Genomic DNA, 15,597 nt, shown 5'->3' on the forward strand with positions numbered 1-15,597 from the left:
CGGCTCCCCCGCCGGGACGGCCGGCCGCGCCGCGCCGTGCCCTGCCCTGCCTGGGATGTTCCGGGTGGCCTGACCCGGCGGTACCCCGGCCGTGCCCCGAACATGCCCCAGCCACGTCCCGGTTACGTTCCGGCCACGCCCCTCCCGTGTCCTGGTCAGGGCACGGGCCGTGACGCTCCGGCCGGTGCCGGCCGGGCGGCGCTCACCGGTCGCAGTCGCACGGGCTCAGCCCGCGGTGGCCCGACGGGGTGACCACCCCCGAGTGCGCGCCGATCAGGGGGGAGCGGGGCCCCGGTCCGGGCAGTCTGCCCTCCGCGTCACGGCGCTCCGGAGGCCCGCCGGCGGGGTGTCCCGCCGAACCGACGCGGTGGACCGTCGGCCCCGCCTGGCCCGCCGGCTCGGCCGCCGGTCCGTCCGTGAAGTGCGCGTACACCCGTGCCTCGCGTGAGGCCAGCAGCGAGTGCAGTACGCCGGGCAGCGCGTCGTCCATGCCGACGTCCGCGAGTTTGATGAGCCGCAGCGCGTCCTGGCCGTTGCCGCACTTGGTGAGGTGGTAGCTGAGACAGGAGAGGACGTACGCGCCCAGGTTGCGGTCGCCCGCCAGGCCGGAGGCGCGGAGCGCGGCCAGTAGATAGTGCTGGCCGCGGGCGTAGTGGCCCTGGTCCTCGGCCAGCCAGCCGGCGAGCTGCGCCAGTTCGGCGATGGCGCCGTACAGCCGTCTGCCGGTCGGGGCGTCATAGGCGGTGTTCTCGGACATGTGCAGTGCCCAGCGCAGCTCGTGCACCACCCAGTTCATGACCAGGGAGTCGTCCTCCGCGGCGCTCACCCGGCGCAGTCGCGCAATCCGACTGGTCAGTATGTCGACCATCTCGGTGGACACTTCGGCGCCCTGTGACCGCGCCGACGCCAGCCGGCCCTCGGCCGTCAGCCAGTCCACGGCGAGCGAGACGAGCACGGCGCCGGGCACCGGTTCGGCCGGCCACGGCTCCCGCTTACCGTCCTCCTGGTCCAGCAGCGGCCGCAGGATGCGGCCGACGTGCTCCTCCGTCCACGGGGGGCCGAGGGCCGGGTCGCCGACACCGCCCGGCTGGGCGTCCGGAAAGCGTTGCGGCCATATCTGGCTGATATCGATCGTTCTGCCCAGTTGATCCGAGAGGATGGCGGCCACGAAGCCCGGCACCTGGCCCCGGGGGTAGGCTCCCTTCGCCCAGCCGTACGGAGCCTTGAGGCTGACGGTGCCCTCGCCGTATCGCCTGTTGATTTCCCGCGCCAGTCGCTCGGGCGACCAGTGCAGGGTTTCGAGGAATACTGCGAGCTGCGATCCTTTGTGCACCGGTGCATCTCCCCCCTGGAAGTTCTCCCGGATTCACGGTCGGATGGTGCCGCTTGGTCCATGCCACAGGTCTGTTCCAGTCTTACCACGCTGCTTTGGAGTTGGGTACGGAATGAGCCGGTGTGCGGTCCGGGAAACGCGGGGAAAACGCGCATGGGGACGACACCACCCCGTTCCGGGGCGGTGTCGTCGGTCCGTGCGCGGCTTGAATCCTACTTATGCTCCCAGGAGCCGATGCGCATGACTTCCTTTTTCAGTACGTCACCGAAGGTCGGCACCCCTTCCGTGGTGAATACAGAGACCACCGAGCGCACATGGGAGTTCTCGGTGACCTCGTGTAGCAGGGAATGGGCGAGGTCGATGCGCGAGGTGTACAGGCCCGGCGACTCCGGCGGGCCGAAGTGGTAGTCGCTGACCACGTCGGTGTTGTAGAGCGCGGAGGGCCGCACCAGGGTCCAGTCCAGCTCGGTCGCGCGCACGATGTGCTCCATGCGGAGCATGTCGTCGTACAGGGTCCGGCCGAGGGTGGTGAGGAAGGGGTAGAGGAGCCTGCGGTAGACGAACCTCTCGTACAGCGGCTTCTCGCCCTCCGAGCGGGGGGCGTGCACGGCCAGCAGGCGCGAGGTCACCGCGACCAGCCGCTTGACGCCGTGCGCCGCCATCGCGTCGGTGATGTGCGTGATGCCGCGGGAGAGCACCGTCACCGGCTTGCGCTGGTAGGGGACGCCGAGGATCGAGATGACCGCCTCGCTGCCGGCCACCGCCTCCTCGACCGCCGCCTTGTCGAACACGTCAGCGGCGTGCACCCGCAGCTGCGGGCCGGACAGCGGGAACGCCTCGGGCCGTCGCACGACCGCGGTCACCGTGTGTCCCGCACCCAGCGCCTGCTCGGTGAGGTGACGTCCGGTGGAACTGTTTGCTCCGAACACAGCGAGCTTCAATGCGATTCTCCGTCTCGAGAGGGTGCCACTCGTCCGGTCTCCCGAACCGGATCCTCAGGGCTTGACCGCCGTGTAGAGAGCGAACGGCGGGTTGGCCACGAAATCGGCCCAGTAGCCCTTCTCCGACATTCCTGCGACGTGTCCCGGAGCGCGATTCGGGTGGCGCTTCACATCGATCAGCCCGGCCTTTTCCATCGCCTCCTCCGTGGCGCCCGCCGGCCAGAAGAAGCCGTCGAATCCGACATGCGGCTCGACATCCATCTCGATGTGGATGACCTGGAGATCGCCGTGCTTCTCCTTCGGGGTGATGGAGAGGCCGTAGCGGGGGTAGACGGACATCTTGTCCAGGTCGATGTCCGGGTTGGAGCAGAGTGCGACCATGGTGCCGCCGCTCACCAGGTTCGCCGCGCACCGGGCCACCATGTCGTGGTATTCGGCGGTGTCCTTCGCGTGCACGAACGCCCAGATCGGGGCGACGACGTCGAACTCCCCCAGCACCGGCAGTTCCGCGGCGTCCACCGCGTCGTACGTGATACCCAGCGGCGCCTCGGCCTCGATCTGGCGGGCGACGTCGACCATGGACTGCTCGATGTCCACGCCGACGACCTTGTCGGCGCCCAGCCGCTTGAAAATGCGGGAATAGAAACCGGTTCCGCACGCCACGTCCAGCACGCGCTTCCCGGTGAGGTCGGGAACCCCGGAGAGCAGCGTCTCCCGCTCGACAAAGGCGTACGGCAGGTTCTTGACGTTGTCGTACTGCGTGCTCGAAGCCTGGTACTGTTCGCTGATCCTGTCGTGGTGGACGCTCTTGGTCATCTTCCGTGCCTTTCTGCGGAGCCGTCAGCGGTAGGTGATTCCGACCGTAGATACGGCTGAGCGGGCGGACCATGTTCAGCCGTTGGATCTGTCAACTCGGAAGAAATTCAGGAGAATATCTTCTGGACCTTGCGCGACACCCATTCGCTCACCGTCACGGTGTCGAACCGCTCGACGGCGGAGGAATCCGTGAACGGCCGCATCGGCTCGATGGAGGCGTCGTGGTTGGGGAGGTAGAAGAAGGGGATGGTGAGGCGGGAGGTGGTGTCTCCGTGTGGGGGGTTGACGACGCGGTGCATGGTGGAGACCCAGCGTCCGCCGGTCCACAGGGCCATGAGGTCGCCGATGTTGACGACGAAGCTGCCGGGGATGGCGGCGACGTCGCGCCAGGTGTCTTCTCCCTGGAGGACCTGGAGGCCGCCGCGGTCGTCCTCCTGGTAGAGGATGGTGAGGCTGCCGAAGTCCGTGTGCGGACCGCGCCGCAGCTGGCCGGGGAGGGGCGGGGTGTGCTGCGGGGGGTAGTAGTTGACGGCGACGGATGATCCGTGGTGGTCGAACTTGTCGTCGAAGAAGTCCTCGTCCAGTTCGAGTGCCAGCGCGAACAGCCGCATCAGGTCGGCGGCCAGTTCCTCCATCGCGGCCATGTAGTCCTGCCAGGCGCCCCGGAACCCCTCGGGGTTCTTCGGCCACACGTTCCGGTGCGTCCAGCTCGCCCACTGGTCACCGAGCCCGGCGCGCTCCTCGTCGCTCAGCTCCCCGGTCACGTGGGCCGCGAACGTCTCGCACAGGTCGGGCGGCGTCTCCTGGTCGAGGCTGCGCGCGAGCGTGCCGCCGGCCCTGCGGTATCCGGACACCCCCGGGCGGGACGCGACGAGGTCCTTCTCCTCCTCCGGGAGCTTGAAGAAGGCGTTCGTCGTCGTGAACATGCGGTCGACGAGGTCCCGGGAAACCCCGTGGCCGACGACGATGAAAAAGCCCGAACTGCGCAGTGCGTTTCCGATCGCGTCGGCAATCGCGGCGCGACCCTCGGGGGTTTTCCGCGAGGAGAGGTCGATGACCGGCACGAACCCATCGGTCACGGTGACGGTCGGCTGAGCATTACTCACGACTTTTCCTTCCTCTTGCATTTCCCGAGGCTTCCGCGCCGACGCCCGGGAAGTGATGTCCCGCCCGACGGTAGGTCCGGCCGGCTGCCGGTCGCCACGGCCGGTGGCCGAATGTGTCAACTCATCCGCCGACCGTACGGTCCCCACGGTTTGCTCGATCCTTTTCTTTACGTCTTTCTGTCGGTACCGCTGCCGCAACAGCGGAAAGCCGACCCGTTGCCGAGGTGCGCATGCGGGGGAGGGCACCTCGGCAACGGATCGGGGTCGGGGCACGCGCGGCGTGTTACGGGGTGCCGGCGAACATCTTCTGGATCTTGCGGGACATCCACTCCCCGGCGATCACGCTGGTGAGATCGGTCCGGCGACTGCCCACCGGGCCGCCGGCCGCGTCCGGGCACGGCCGCAGCGGTTCGATCGTGGCGTCGTGGTTGGGGAGGTAGAAGAAGGGGATGGTGAGGCGGGAGGTGGTGTCTCCGTGTGGGGGGTTGACGACGCGGTGCATGGTGGAGACCCAGCGTCCGCCGGTCCACAGGGCCATGAGGTCGCCGATGTTGACGACGAAGCTGCCGGGGATGGCGGCGACGTCGCGCCAGGTGTCTTCTCCCTGGAGGACTTGGAGGCCGCCGCGGTCGTCCTCCTGGTAGAGGATGGTGAGGCTGCCGAAGTCCGTGTGGGGGCCCCGCCGCCACTGGCCGGGGAGGGGCGGGGTGTGCTGCGGGGGGTAGTAGTTGACGGCGACGGATGATCCGTGGTGGTCGAACTTGTCGTCGAAGAAGTCCTCTTTCAGATCGAGTGCGAGGGCGAACAGTCGCATCAGGTCCGCCGCGAGATCGCTTATGACGGCCATGTACTCCTGCCACACCTCCCGGAAGCCGGCGGGCCGTTCGGGCCAGATGTTCGCCAGCGTCCAGGTCGCCCACTGGTCACCGAGCCTGCCGCGCTCGCTGTCGCTCAGTTCCCCCGTCACGTGCGCGGAAAAGGCTTCGCACAGGTCGGGCGGCGTCTCCTGATCGAGGCTGAGGGCGGTGGTGCCGCCGGTCCGCCGGTATCCGGACACCCCCGGCCGGTGCGCGACGAGGTCCTTCTCCTCGTCCGGCAGGGTGAAGAAGGCTTTCGTCGTGGTGAACATGCGGCCGATGAGGTCTTCGGGGACACCATGACCGACGATCACGAAGAAACCGGAACTCGTGCACGCCTGGTCGATCGCGGTGGCGATCGCGGCGCGTCCTGGGGCCGTGTCTTTCGCGGACAAATCGATGACGGGTACGAAACCCTCGGCAGCGGTGGGGGGCAGCTGCGCATTGTCCATGGGCCTTGTTTCTCCTTGTTCGGCTGGGGGATGGCCTGAGTGAGCGGAGAGGGACGGTTCAGTGCGTGGACTCGAGGACGGCCTCCGGCCGGCCCTCGCTGTCCCGGCGCCGGGAGAAGAGGGCGACGGCCACCGCACCGGCGAGGAGGATGCCGAAGGCGACCCACAGCGCCACCGTGTATCCGTGCACGGTCCCGGCGTTGACGGATTCCGGGCCGGCCCCGTGCTCCTTGAGGTAGTCACCGGTGACGCTGGTAGCGATCGAGTTGAGCAGAGCGGTACCGAACGCGGCGCCCACCTGCTGCACCGTGTTGTACGCGGCTGAGGCGACACCCGCCTCGGCGTGGCCCAGTTCCACCGTCGCCATGTTGGTCGCCGCCGCCAGCAGGCAGCCGAGTCCGAGCCCCGTCAGGATCATCGCGGGGGTCAGATAGACGAGGAAGACGTTGGAGCTGTCCACTTCCAGCTGGGTGAGGATCAGCATGCCGAGGGCGGAGGAGAGCAGGCTGCCCGCGATCAGCACGTTCGCCGGGACGCGGCCGGTCAGCTTTCCGGCGATCAGCATCGCGCCGATGGTGGTGCACACGGCGTTCACCAGCAGCGTCATGCCCGCCTTGACGGGTGAGTAGCCGAGGATCGTCTGCGTGTAGTAGCTGACGAACAGGTAGAAGCCGAACATCGCGATGAACATCACGCACACGGAGACGAAGGCGACGCCCCGTGTGCGGTGGGCGAGGATGCGCAGCGGCAGCAGCGGGTGCCCCGTCCGGGCCTCGACCAGGACGAACAGCCCCAGCAGCACGATGCCGCCGATCAGCAGGGAGAGCACCTTCGGGTCGCCCCAGCCGTGCGGTTCGGCCTGGGTGAAGCCGTAGACCAGGCAGACGAGGCCGGCGACGCTGAGCAGCACCCCGGGAAGGTCCAGGTGGCGCAGGGTGCCGCTGGGGCGGTCCCGGATGATGAACGGCACGCCCAGCAGGGCGAGGGCGGCCATCGGGACGTTGATGTAGAGGCACCAGCGCCAGTCGGTGTACTCGGTGAGCAGACCGCCGGCCACCACGCCCAGGGCCGCGCCGCCGGCGCCGACCCCGGCGAACACACCGAAGGCCTTCCCCCGTTCGCGCCCGTCGGTGAACGTCAGGATCAGCAGGGACAGCGCGGCCGGCGCCAGGAGGGCGGCGAAGACTCCCTGGCCCGCGCGGGCGGCGAACAGCATGCCCGCGGAGTTCGCGGCTCCGCCGAGCGCGGAGGTCACGGCGAAGCCGATCAGGCTGAGGGTGAAGGAGCGGCGGTGGCCGAGGGCGCCGCACACCCGGCCGCCCACGAGCAGCAGCCCGCCGAAGGCGAGGGCGTAGGCGGTGATGACCCAGTGCCGGTCGGCGTCCGACATTCCCAGGTCCTGCTGGGCCGAGGGAAGGGCGATGTTCACGATGGTCGCGTCCAGCACGACCATCAGCTGGGCCAGGCTCACGACGGGGAGGGCCCACCAGCGTTTCGGGGACTGAGCGGGGGGAGCCGGGGCTTCTTGCTTGATGTCTGTCACAGTCACTCGCACTATGGTCGGGTGTCTCGAACGTTGGTCTAGTGACGAGTGACTCTACTACAACTCTGCGCAGCGGGACGTGACCAAAAGGGGGTGCGAAGCCTCTCCCCGGGCGGCCTGGAGAGCGTTGAAATGCCTGGTCAACAGGGGGGCGAAGATTTTTTCAAGAAGTAGGACTGCGGCTCGGTCCCGGTGCGCCGGTCACCTGGTACGGACCGGGGGCCAGGGCATGCGAGACTCCAGTGCACGCTCGGTGCGGCGTCTCGCGCCCTGGGATCGGGCCGCGTGATTTCGGAGGTGAACGTCATCGCAGACAAAGAGCGCACGAAGAGCCGGTCCGGCGGCGGAGTCGGCAACGTCTGGCTGCGGGCCTCGCGGGAGAAACAGGGCGAACCCCCGTTGACGCGGGCGCGTATCGTCGACGCGGCCGTCGCGCTGCTGGACGACGAGGGCATGGGCCGGCTGACGATGCGACGGCTGGCCGAGCGCCTCCAGGTGGGTGCCACGACGCTGTACTGGCACGTGGCGACCAAGGACGACGTCGTCGATCTCGCCGTCGACGCCATCTTCGGCGAGACCCAGGTCCCCGACCGGCACGCCGACAGTCCGCGCGAGGACATCGCCACCCTCGTCGACGGCTGGCGCAAGGCCATGCTGCGGCACCCCTGGGCGGCCACCCTGCCCGCGCGCCAACGGCCGCTGATGGGGCCCAACTTCCTGGCGTGGATGGAGTTCCTGCAGTCCGCGCTGGTCCGTGCCGGGGTGACCGGCAAGCGGCTGCACGCCGCGACCTGGGCGCTCTACAACCATGTGATGGGCGCCACCGCCGCCCAGTCCAGCCTCCAGCTCTCCGCCGAGGAGACCCGGTTGGGGCAGGAGTACCTGGAGAACAGGCGCGAGCGGTACCCGACCGTCGCCGCGAACAACTACATCGCCGACGACGACTGGGACGCCAACTTCTCGCTCGGGCTGGAGTTCCTGCTCGACGGGATCGAGGCGGGCTCCCGGCCCTGACACCCGGCGCCGGGGCCGGGGCAGGGTCCGGTTCCGCCGGCGAGGATGCCGCGCGGGGCCCGGTTGGCCGCCGGGTCCCGGCTCTGGCACGATGGGCAAGCGGAACCCTGTTCCGTAGGCGAGACGGCGGAGGGAGCGGCGGTGCACGGGAGCGACGAGGGCGCGGGTCCCGCGGCCAGGTCCAAGCGGGCGGACGCCCGGCGCAACCAGGAGACCCTGCTCGACGCGGCCGCCGCGGTGTTCGTCACGTCGGGCGTGGAGGCGCCGGTACGCGACATCGCGGCCGAGGCCGGCGTCGGGGTCGGCACGATCTACCGCCACTTCCCCACCCGCGCCGACCTCATCATCGCCGTCTACCGGCACCAGATCGAGGCCTGCGCCGAGGCCGGGCCGGCTCTGCTGGAGAGCGGCGCGACCCCGTACGCCGCGCTGCGGCAGTGGATCGACCTGTTCGTCGATTTCCTGGTCACCAAGCACGGACTCGCCGCCGTGCTGCAGTCCGACCAGGCCGGCTTCGATACGCTGCACGCCTCCTTCCTGGACCGCCTCGTGCCGGTGTGCGCCCAACTCCTCGACGCCGCGGCCGACTCCGGCGAGATCCGCGCGGGCCTAGGGGCCTACGAACTGATGCGCGGCGTCGGCAACCTGTGCATCGGCGCGGACACCGACCCCCGCTACGACGCCCGCCGGCTGGTCGCTCTCCTCATCGCGGGACTGCGCCGAGCGGACTGACTCCCTGCCTCCCTGCCTAGGCAGGCGCTCCGCCTCCGGTGGCCCGCGCCCGTCGCCGACGGATCGACGAGACACGGCACTTCGCACGGGCTACGAGGTGCGACACCTCGCGTCGGCACGAGATGCGTCACTCCGTACCGGTCACGAGGCGCGGCAACTCCGTACCGGTCACGAGGTGCGTCACTCCGTACCGGTCATGGACGGTGCAGCTTGGCCCGTCCCGTCACGAGCCGCGCCCCGCCCGCTTCTCGCGGTGGCGGCGACGCGCCGCCGCACCCAGCAGGGCGACGCCCGCCACCCCGACCACCAGGGTTCCCCAGACGGGCACATGGGCGGCCCGCAGGAGACCGGAGACCCCGAAGCTGGTGTCCCACCCGGCCTCCGTGACGGCGGATCCGAAGCCCTGGACGACCAGGATCGCGCCGAACAGCCACAGCAGCCCCTGTACCGAGTCGCTGCCCGCCCCTTTGGTCTGCTTTGCCATGAACGGAATACCCCTCCTGTGATGTGCCCGCGCCGTTCCGATGCGGTCGCATCACATCGTGCGGGAGATCCGGATATGATGCAAGTGCATCGGAACCTGGGGAGGAGCGGGAACGTGCCCAGACAGGTCGACTACGAGGAACGCCGCCGGCGGATCGCCGAGAGCGTCTGCACCCTGATCGCCCGCTCCGGCATGGACGCGGTCAGCCTCCGGGACGTGGCCGCAGAGGCGGAGGTGTCCATGGGCGCCGTCCAGCGCTGCTTCCGCACCAAGGAGGACATGCTGCTGTTCGCACTGGAGCACATCTCCCAGGGCGTGACCGAGCGTGCCAACCAGCGCATCGCCGCCGCCTCCGACCCGCGGTCCGCCTCCACCCTGCTGTCCCACACGCTGGCCGAACTCGCGCTGCTGGACGAGGAGTCGAGGACTCACGCACACGCCTGGCTGGCCTTCACCGCACACGCCCCGGCCAGTGCGAAGCTGGCCGCCGTCCTGCGGGACACCTACGCCAAACTCGACGACCTCCTGTGCTGGCTCATCCGCTACGGACAGGACACCCGGGAGATCCCCCCGCACATCGACCCCCGGCGCGAGGCCCGCACGCTGCTGGCCCTGGCGGAGGGGCTGACCGTCCACGTCCTGGCGGGCCACCGCACCCCGGCCGAGGCCACGGCCGTCCTCCAGCGCCACACCGGCCCTCTGCTGCGGCACACCGCGCCCGGGGGAGACTGAGACCGGCCGAACGGCCGTCCGCGGCCGGGGAACCGTCCGTACCCCGGGAACCGGCCATCAGTCCGGAAGCCGTCCGGCGGTCCGGGAACGACCCGCAGTCCCGGAACCGTTGGGCGGTCCGGGAACGTCCGGCAGCCCGGCAAGAGGGAGCGGGCCGGGCGGCGCCGGCCTCAGCGGGGCGTGGGGCTCGGTCCGGGCGTCGGCTCGGGGGTGGGCGGCGGCTGCGGGGTGGGCGTCGTGGGCGTGGGGTCCTTGTCCCAAGGGCGCAGCGGCATGGCGGAGTCGAGGAACACCCGGTTGCGCTTCGCCCACTCGGCCATCGGGTTCTTCGGGGAGAGCGGCTCGTCCCTCGGCTTCTCGCGGAGCCGCCGCTCCCACTGTTCCAGGTCGCTGCCCTGGAACAGATGCGTGAGCGCCGGGACGTCGTAACGGATGTGGTATCGACCGTCGCGGTCCGCGCTGTCGGCGAAGGCCCCCATGATCGCGGCGATGTACGTGATCGACCCCTTGCTCGAACTGAGCAGGGGATCCGAAGCTTGGAATTCACGTGACTTGAAGTCGCGGCCGCACTGACCCTATAGTGAGTCGTATTAATTTAAATCATACCAACATGGTCAAATAAAACGAAAGGCTCAGTCGAAAGACTGGGCCTTTCGTTTTAATCTGATCGGCACGTAAGAGGTTCCAACTTTCACCATAATGAAATAAGATCACTACCGGGCGTATTTTTTGAGTTATCGAGATTTTCAGGAGCTAAGGAAGCTAAAATGGAGAAAAAAATCACTGGATATACCACCGTTGATATATCCCAATGGCATCGTAAAGAACATTTTGAGGCATTTCAGTCAGTTGCTCAATGTACCTATAACCAGACCGTTCAGCTGGATATTACGGCCTTTTTAAAGACCGTAAAGAAAAATAAGCACAAGTTTTATCCGGCCTTTATTCACATTCTTGCCCGCCTGATGAATGCTCATCCGGAATTTCGTATGGCAATGAAAGACGGTGAGCTGGTGATATGGGATAGTGTTCACCCTTGTTACACCGTTTTCCATGAGCAAACTGAAACGTTTTCATCGCTCTGGAGTGAATACCACGACGATTTCCGGCAGTTTCTACACATATATTCGCAAGATGTGGCGTGTTACGGTGAAAACCTGGCCTATTTCCCTAAAGGGTTTATTGAGAATATGTTTTTCGTCTCAGCCAATCCCTGGGTGAGTTTCACCAGTTTTGATTTAAACGTGGCCAATATGGACAACTTCTTCGCCCCCGTTTTCACCATGGGCAAATATTATACGCAAGGCGACAAGGTGCTGATGCCGCTGGCGATTCAGGTTCATCATGCCGTTTGTGATGGCTTCCATGTCGGCAGAATGCTTAATGAATTACAACAGTACTGCGATGAGTGGCAGGGCGGGGCGTAACCTAGGTGACAGAAGTTAAAAGCCTCCGGTCGGAGGCTTTTGACTTTCTGCTAGATCGGCCGCATCGAATATAACTTCGTATAATGTATGCTATACGAAGTTATTAGCGATGAGCTCGGACTTCCATTGTTCATTCCACGGACAAAAACAGAGAAAGGAAACGACAGAGGCCAAAAAGCTCGCTTTCAGCACCTGTCGTTTCCTTTCTTTTCAGAGGGTATTTTAAATAAAAACATTAAGTTATGACGAAGAAGAACGGAAACGCCTTAAACCGGAAAATTTTCATAAATAGCGAAAACCCGCGAGGTCGCCGCCCCGTAACCTGTCGGATCACCGGAAAGGACCCGTAAAGTGATAATGATTATCATCTACATATCACAACGTGCGTGGAGGCCATCAAACCACGTCAAATAATCAATTATGACGCAGGTATCGTATTAATTGATCTGCATCAACTTAACGTAAAAGCAACTTCAGACAATACAAATCAGCGACACTGAATACGGGGCAACCTCATGTCCGAGCTCGCGAGCTCGTCGACAGCGACACACTTGCATCGGATGCAGCCCGGTTAACGTGCCGGCACGGCCTGGGTAACCAGGTATTTTGTCCACATAACCGTGCGCAAAATGTTGTGGATAAGCAGGACACAGCAGCAATCCACAGCAGGCATACAACCGCACACCGAGGTTACTCCGTTCTACAGGTTACGACGAATGTCAATACTTGCCCTTGACAGGCATTGATGGAATCGTAGTCTCACGCTGATAGTCTGATCGACAATACAAGTGGGACCGTGGTCCCAGACCGATAATCAGACCGACAACACGAGTGGGATCGTGGTCCCAGACTAATAATCAGACCGACGATACGAGTGGGACCGTGGTCCCAGACTAATAATCAGACCGACGATACGAGTGGGACCGTGGTTCCAGACTAATAATCAGACCGACGATACGAGTGGGACCGTGGTCCCAGACTAATAATCAGACCGACGATACGAGTGGGACCATGGTCCCAGACTAATAATCAGACCGACGATACGAGTGGGACCGTGGTCCCAGTCTGATTATCAGACCGACGATACGAGTGGGACCGTGGTCCCAGACTAATAATCAGACCGACGATACGAGTGGGACCGTGGTCCCAGACTAATAATCAGACCGACGATACGAGTGGGACCGTGGTCCCAGTCTGATTATCAGACCGACGATACAAGTGGAACAGTTATGCCCGGGAATTCCTGCAGGATCGATCCGCTCGAGAAGCTTTCTAGTGGTACCAACCCAGGCAGGTAGCACAGTGCGCGCCCACTGCCTTACGGATAGCACGACGCATCTTCGCCGCAGCGTTGTTCCCACGGGCGATAGCAGCACGCCGCTTCGCATGGCTCTTCACACTGCGCTGTGCCTGATAGGTGGCGTGGTGCTGAGCACAGCGCCCACCATGAGTAGCCCAGTCCCTACAGTCGAGACACCGGGTACGCATAGGGCACCCCCCCCTTCCGGGGACACCCCCCTATCCGTCGACCACCCCCCTACCTACTCACGTGAGTAGGCTGGGCGCGGCAGCGCTAGAAGCGACCGCCCGTCATGAAGTGGGCAGTGAGCCAACCCATGAAGGCCAGTAGCGCAAAGCGTCGAGCACGCACCCAACCCGAAGGCTTGCCTGTACTGCCGCTTTGCGTGGCGAACCATGACCAGACGTGTTCGCTCAGCGTGTCGCCCGGCTTCTTATTGAAGAGCGCTCGACCCTCAATGACGCCGAACGCGGCAAGCCATGCGAGCCAAGCGATTGTGTATCCGCTCATTGAGCCCCCCGACGGATTCGAACCGCCGACCCCCTGATTACGAAACAGGCGCTCTAACCGAACTGAGCTAGGGAGGCAACGCCGGTCGCTCAACCCTGGGAGAGATCAGGGGAGTGACCGGCCTGAGTGGGTAGCGCTCGACGCCGTTCCTTAGCGGTGCTTGATGCGTGGCGCGTAAACCCCTCTACCTATATGAAGGTTGTCGGCAACCTGATTCGGGGTCACAGCGAAGGGCGCCCGGGTGACGCTGTGATGAAGTGGCGTGAAGTCTGGATTACCCAATGAGAAGTCATTAGGAATGTGTGTTTCGAGTCATTCCGTCACAGCATCACTTCCCCCAGGTCAACGGCTCGCCCCGCTGTGCTGTGGTGACGGAGTCACTGTTACTTAGGCTAACTAACTAAACCGAGACAAGAGAAATGGGCCGACCGGGGGACCGGCCGACCCTTCCCGCTGCCCCAGGAAGCCCGCTGTGCGCCCGTCTCAGCGCCTAACAGGCTTCCCGGGTGTCTCGCTACGCCGCTACGTCTTCCGTGCCGTCCTGGGCGTCGTCTTCGTCGTCGTCGGTCGGCGGCTTCGCCCACGTGATCGAAGCGCGCTTCTCGATGGGCGTTCCCTGCCCCCTGCCCGTAGTCGACTTCGTGACAACGATCTTGTCTACGAAGAGCCCGACGAACACGCGCTTGTCGTCTACTGACGCGCGCCCCCACCACGACTTAGGGCCGGTCGGGTCAGCGTCGGCGTCTTCGGGGAACCATTGGTCAAGGGGAAGCTTCGGGGCTTCGGCGGCTTCAAGTTCGGCAAGCCGCTCTTCCGCCCCTTGCTGCCGGAGCGTCAGCGCTGCCTGTTGCTTCCGGAAGTGCTTCCTGCCAACGGGTCCGTCGTACGCGCCTGCCGCGCGGTCTTCGTACAGCTCTTCAAGGGCGTTCAGGGCGTCGGCGCGCTCCGCAACAAGGTTCGCCCGTTCGCCGCTCTTCTCAGGCGCCTCAGTGAGCTTGCCGAAGCGTCGGGCGGCTTCCCACAGAAGCGCCAACGTCTCTTCGTCGCCTTCGGCGTGCCTGATCTTGTTGAAGATGCGTTCCGCAACGAACTTGTCGAGTGCCGCCATGCTGACGTTGCACGTGCCTTCGTGCTGCCCAGGTGCGGACGGGTCGACCACCTTCCGGCGACGGCAGCGGTAAGAGTCCTTGATCGATTCTTCCCCGCGCTTCGAAGTCATGACGGCGCCACACTCGCAGTACAGCTTGTCCATGGCGGACAGAATGGCTTGCCCCCGGGAAAGCCCCTTGCCGCGCCCCCTGCCGTCCAACCACGCCTGAAGCTCATACCACTCAGCGGGCTCGATGATCGGTCCGCAATCAAGCTCGACCGGCCGGAGCGTGATCGGGTCGCGCTGAATGCGGTAACCCTCAATCTTCGTGGTCGGCGTGCCGTCCGGCTTCTTCTTGTAGATCACCTCAGCGGCGAAGCCCGCAATACGCGGGTCCCGAAGGATTCGCATAACGGTTGCCGGGTCCCAGGCGCTTGAAGCGGTCTTCTTCCCAATCGTCTCGCCCCGGGTCGGCACGGCGTCAGCGTCCATGCGCTTACAAAGCCCCGTGATGCTGCCCGGGTGAATGGCGGCTTGACTGCCCGGCTTGAAGGGAAGGTGTTTGTGCGTCTTGATCTCACGCCACCACCACCGGATTACGTCGGGCTCGAACTCGAAGGGTCCGGTAAGGGGAGTGGTCGAGTGCGCAAGCTTGTTGATGACGACATTGACCATTCGGCCGTTGCGCGTGATCTCCTTCGTCTCCGAAACAAGCTCGAAGCCGTAAGGCGCCTTCCCGCCGACGTACCCGCCCAATTCGCGCTGAAGGTTCTTCGTGTCGAGAATCTTCGCCGACTTCAGCGAAGATTCTTTGTGCGACGCGTCGAGCCGCATAATCAGGTGAATCAGGTCCATGACGTTTCCCTGCCGGAAGACGCCTTCCTGAGTGGAAACAATCGTCACGCCCAGGGCGAGCAATTCCGAGACAATCGGAATCGCGTCCATGACCTTCAGGCGCGAGAAGCGCGACACGTCATAGACAATGATCATGTTGAGCCGCCCGGCGCGGCATTCGTTCAGGATGCGTTCGAACTCCGGGCGCTCCGCCGTCCCGAACGCCGACGTGCCCGGCGCTTCGCTGAAATGCCCGACGAACCTGAACCGGCCCCCGTCGCGCTCGACTTCGCGCTGAAGGTCGGCCGCCTTGTCTTCGTTGGCGCTACGCTGTGTCGCTGGGCTTGCTGCGCTCGAATTCTCGCGCTCGCGCGACTGACGGTCGTAAGCACCCGCGTACGTGTCCACCCCGGTCACAACCCCTTG

13 protein-coding genes and 1 tRNA gene are annotated in these 15,597 nt (G+C 65.2%); 3 read left to right on the top strand and 11 right to left on the bottom strand.

The window, feature by feature from the left end:
• Positions 1–202 precede the first annotated feature (202 nt).
• The 6 genes from SLV14N_RS20700 to SLV14N_RS20725 form a co-directional block, all read right to left on the bottom strand.
• Positions 203–1,333: a hypothetical protein gene (locus tag SLV14N_RS20700; protein WP_173873843.1), complete on the bottom strand. Its 1,131-nt coding sequence runs from the start codon at positions 1,331–1,333 to the stop codon at positions 203–205.
• Between the two features lie 212 nt (positions 1,334–1,545).
• On the bottom strand, positions 1,546–2,274 hold the full coding sequence (locus SLV14N_RS20705; protein ID WP_173873844.1) for an NAD(P)-dependent oxidoreductase: 729 nt from the start codon (positions 2,272–2,274) through the stop codon (positions 1,546–1,548).
• A 54-nt stretch (positions 2,275–2,328) separates the two neighbouring features.
• Positions 2,329–3,090 (bottom strand): class I SAM-dependent methyltransferase, encoded by a 762-nt coding sequence (locus SLV14N_RS20710; protein WP_173873845.1) that lies wholly within the window; start codon positions 3,088–3,090, stop codon positions 2,329–2,331.
• 107 nt (positions 3,091–3,197) lie between these two features.
• Positions 3,198–4,196: an isopenicillin N synthase family oxygenase gene (locus SLV14N_RS20715; protein ID WP_202034930.1), complete on the bottom strand. Its 999-nt coding sequence runs from the start codon at positions 4,194–4,196 to the stop codon at positions 3,198–3,200.
• Between the two features lie 283 nt (positions 4,197–4,479).
• Positions 4,480–5,505: an isopenicillin N synthase family oxygenase gene (locus tag SLV14N_RS20720; RefSeq protein ID WP_173873847.1), complete on the bottom strand. Its 1,026-nt coding sequence runs from the start codon at positions 5,503–5,505 to the stop codon at positions 4,480–4,482.
• A gap of 58 nt (positions 5,506–5,563) precedes the next feature.
• Entirely contained in the window at positions 5,564–7,060 is a 1,497-nt protein-coding gene (locus SLV14N_RS20725) for an MFS transporter (RefSeq protein ID WP_265667714.1), read from the bottom strand.
• Positions 7,061–7,345: 285 nt separating this feature from the next.
• On the opposite strand from SLV14N_RS20725, the gene SLV14N_RS20730 reads away from it, so the two are divergent.
• Together SLV14N_RS20730 and SLV14N_RS20735 are read left to right on the top strand one after the other, a co-directional pair.
• Positions 7,346–8,062, top strand: a complete 717-nt coding sequence (locus SLV14N_RS20730; RefSeq protein ID WP_173873848.1) for a TetR/AcrR family transcriptional regulator — start codon at positions 7,346–7,348, stop codon at positions 8,060–8,062.
• Between the two features lie 141 nt (positions 8,063–8,203).
• Complete coding sequence (locus tag SLV14N_RS20735) at positions 8,204–8,794, top strand: TetR/AcrR family transcriptional regulator (protein ID WP_265667712.1); 591 nt, start codon at positions 8,204–8,206, stop codon at positions 8,792–8,794.
• Between the two features lie 223 nt (positions 8,795–9,017).
• Here the strand turns inward: SLV14N_RS20735 and SLV14N_RS20740 are convergent, their stop codons facing one another.
• Positions 9,018–9,278 (bottom strand): hypothetical protein, encoded by a 261-nt coding sequence (locus tag SLV14N_RS20740; protein WP_173873850.1) that lies wholly within the window; start codon positions 9,276–9,278, stop codon positions 9,018–9,020.
• Positions 9,279–9,392: 114 nt separating this feature from the next.
• Here SLV14N_RS20740 and SLV14N_RS20745 point away from each other — a divergent pair, with 114 nt between their 5' ends.
• The gene (locus SLV14N_RS20745) at positions 9,393–10,010 is read left to right on the top strand and encodes a TetR/AcrR family transcriptional regulator (RefSeq protein WP_173873851.1); all 618 of its coding nucleotides are present in this window, start codon (positions 9,393–9,395) and stop codon (positions 10,008–10,010) included.
• A gap of 170 nt (positions 10,011–10,180) precedes the next feature.
• Here SLV14N_RS20745 and SLV14N_RS20750 read toward each other — a convergent pair whose 3' ends face one another.
• The 4 genes from SLV14N_RS20750 to SLV14N_RS20770 all read right to left on the bottom strand — a co-directional run bounded on the left by SLV14N_RS20750 (position 10,181) and on the right by SLV14N_RS20770 (position 15,579).
• A complete protein-coding gene (locus tag SLV14N_RS20750; RefSeq protein WP_265667711.1) occupies positions 10,181–10,489 on the bottom strand; it encodes a hypothetical protein in 309 nt (102 codons plus the stop codon).
• Between the two features lie 2,521 nt (positions 10,490–13,010).
• A complete protein-coding gene (locus tag SLV14N_RS20760; RefSeq protein ID WP_015973863.1) occupies positions 13,011–13,247 on the bottom strand; it encodes a hypothetical protein in 237 nt (78 codons plus the stop codon).
• Positions 13,248–13,249: 2 nt separating this feature from the next.
• Positions 13,250–13,324: transfer RNA gene (locus SLV14N_RS20765), tRNA-Thr, on the bottom strand.
• Between the two features lie 437 nt (positions 13,325–13,761).
• On the bottom strand, positions 13,762–15,579 hold the full coding sequence (locus SLV14N_RS20770) for a recombinase family protein (protein ID WP_015973862.1): 1,818 nt from the start codon (positions 15,577–15,579) through the stop codon (positions 13,762–13,764).
• Between the last annotated feature and the right edge of the window lie 18 nt (positions 15,580–15,597).

This window comes from Streptomyces sp. Je 1-4 4N24, assembly GCF_026239515.1.
In the GTDB taxonomy this organism is placed as follows: Bacteria; Actinomycetota; Actinomycetes; order Streptomycetales; family Streptomycetaceae; genus Streptomyces; species Streptomyces nigrescens.

Excerpts from the sequence above, each read along its gene's own strand:
- SLV14N_RS20750 (WP_265667711.1), bottom strand. The coding sequence starts at position 10,489 with ATGGGGGCCTTCGCCGACAGCGCGGACCGCGACGGTCGATACCACATC.
- SLV14N_RS20760 (WP_015973863.1), bottom strand. The coding sequence starts at position 13,247 with ATGAGCGGATACACAATCGCTTGGCTCGCATGGCTTGCCGCGTTCGGC.
- SLV14N_RS20740 (WP_173873850.1), bottom strand. The coding sequence starts at position 9,278 with ATGGCAAAGCAGACCAAAGGGGCGGGCAGCGACTCGGTACAGGGGCTG.
- SLV14N_RS20710 (WP_173873845.1), bottom strand. The coding sequence starts at position 3,090 with ATGACCAAGAGCGTCCACCACGACAGGATCAGCGAACAGTACCAGGCT.
- SLV14N_RS20720 (WP_173873847.1), bottom strand. The coding sequence starts at position 5,505 with ATGGACAATGCGCAGCTGCCCCCCACCGCTGCCGAGGGTTTCGTACCC.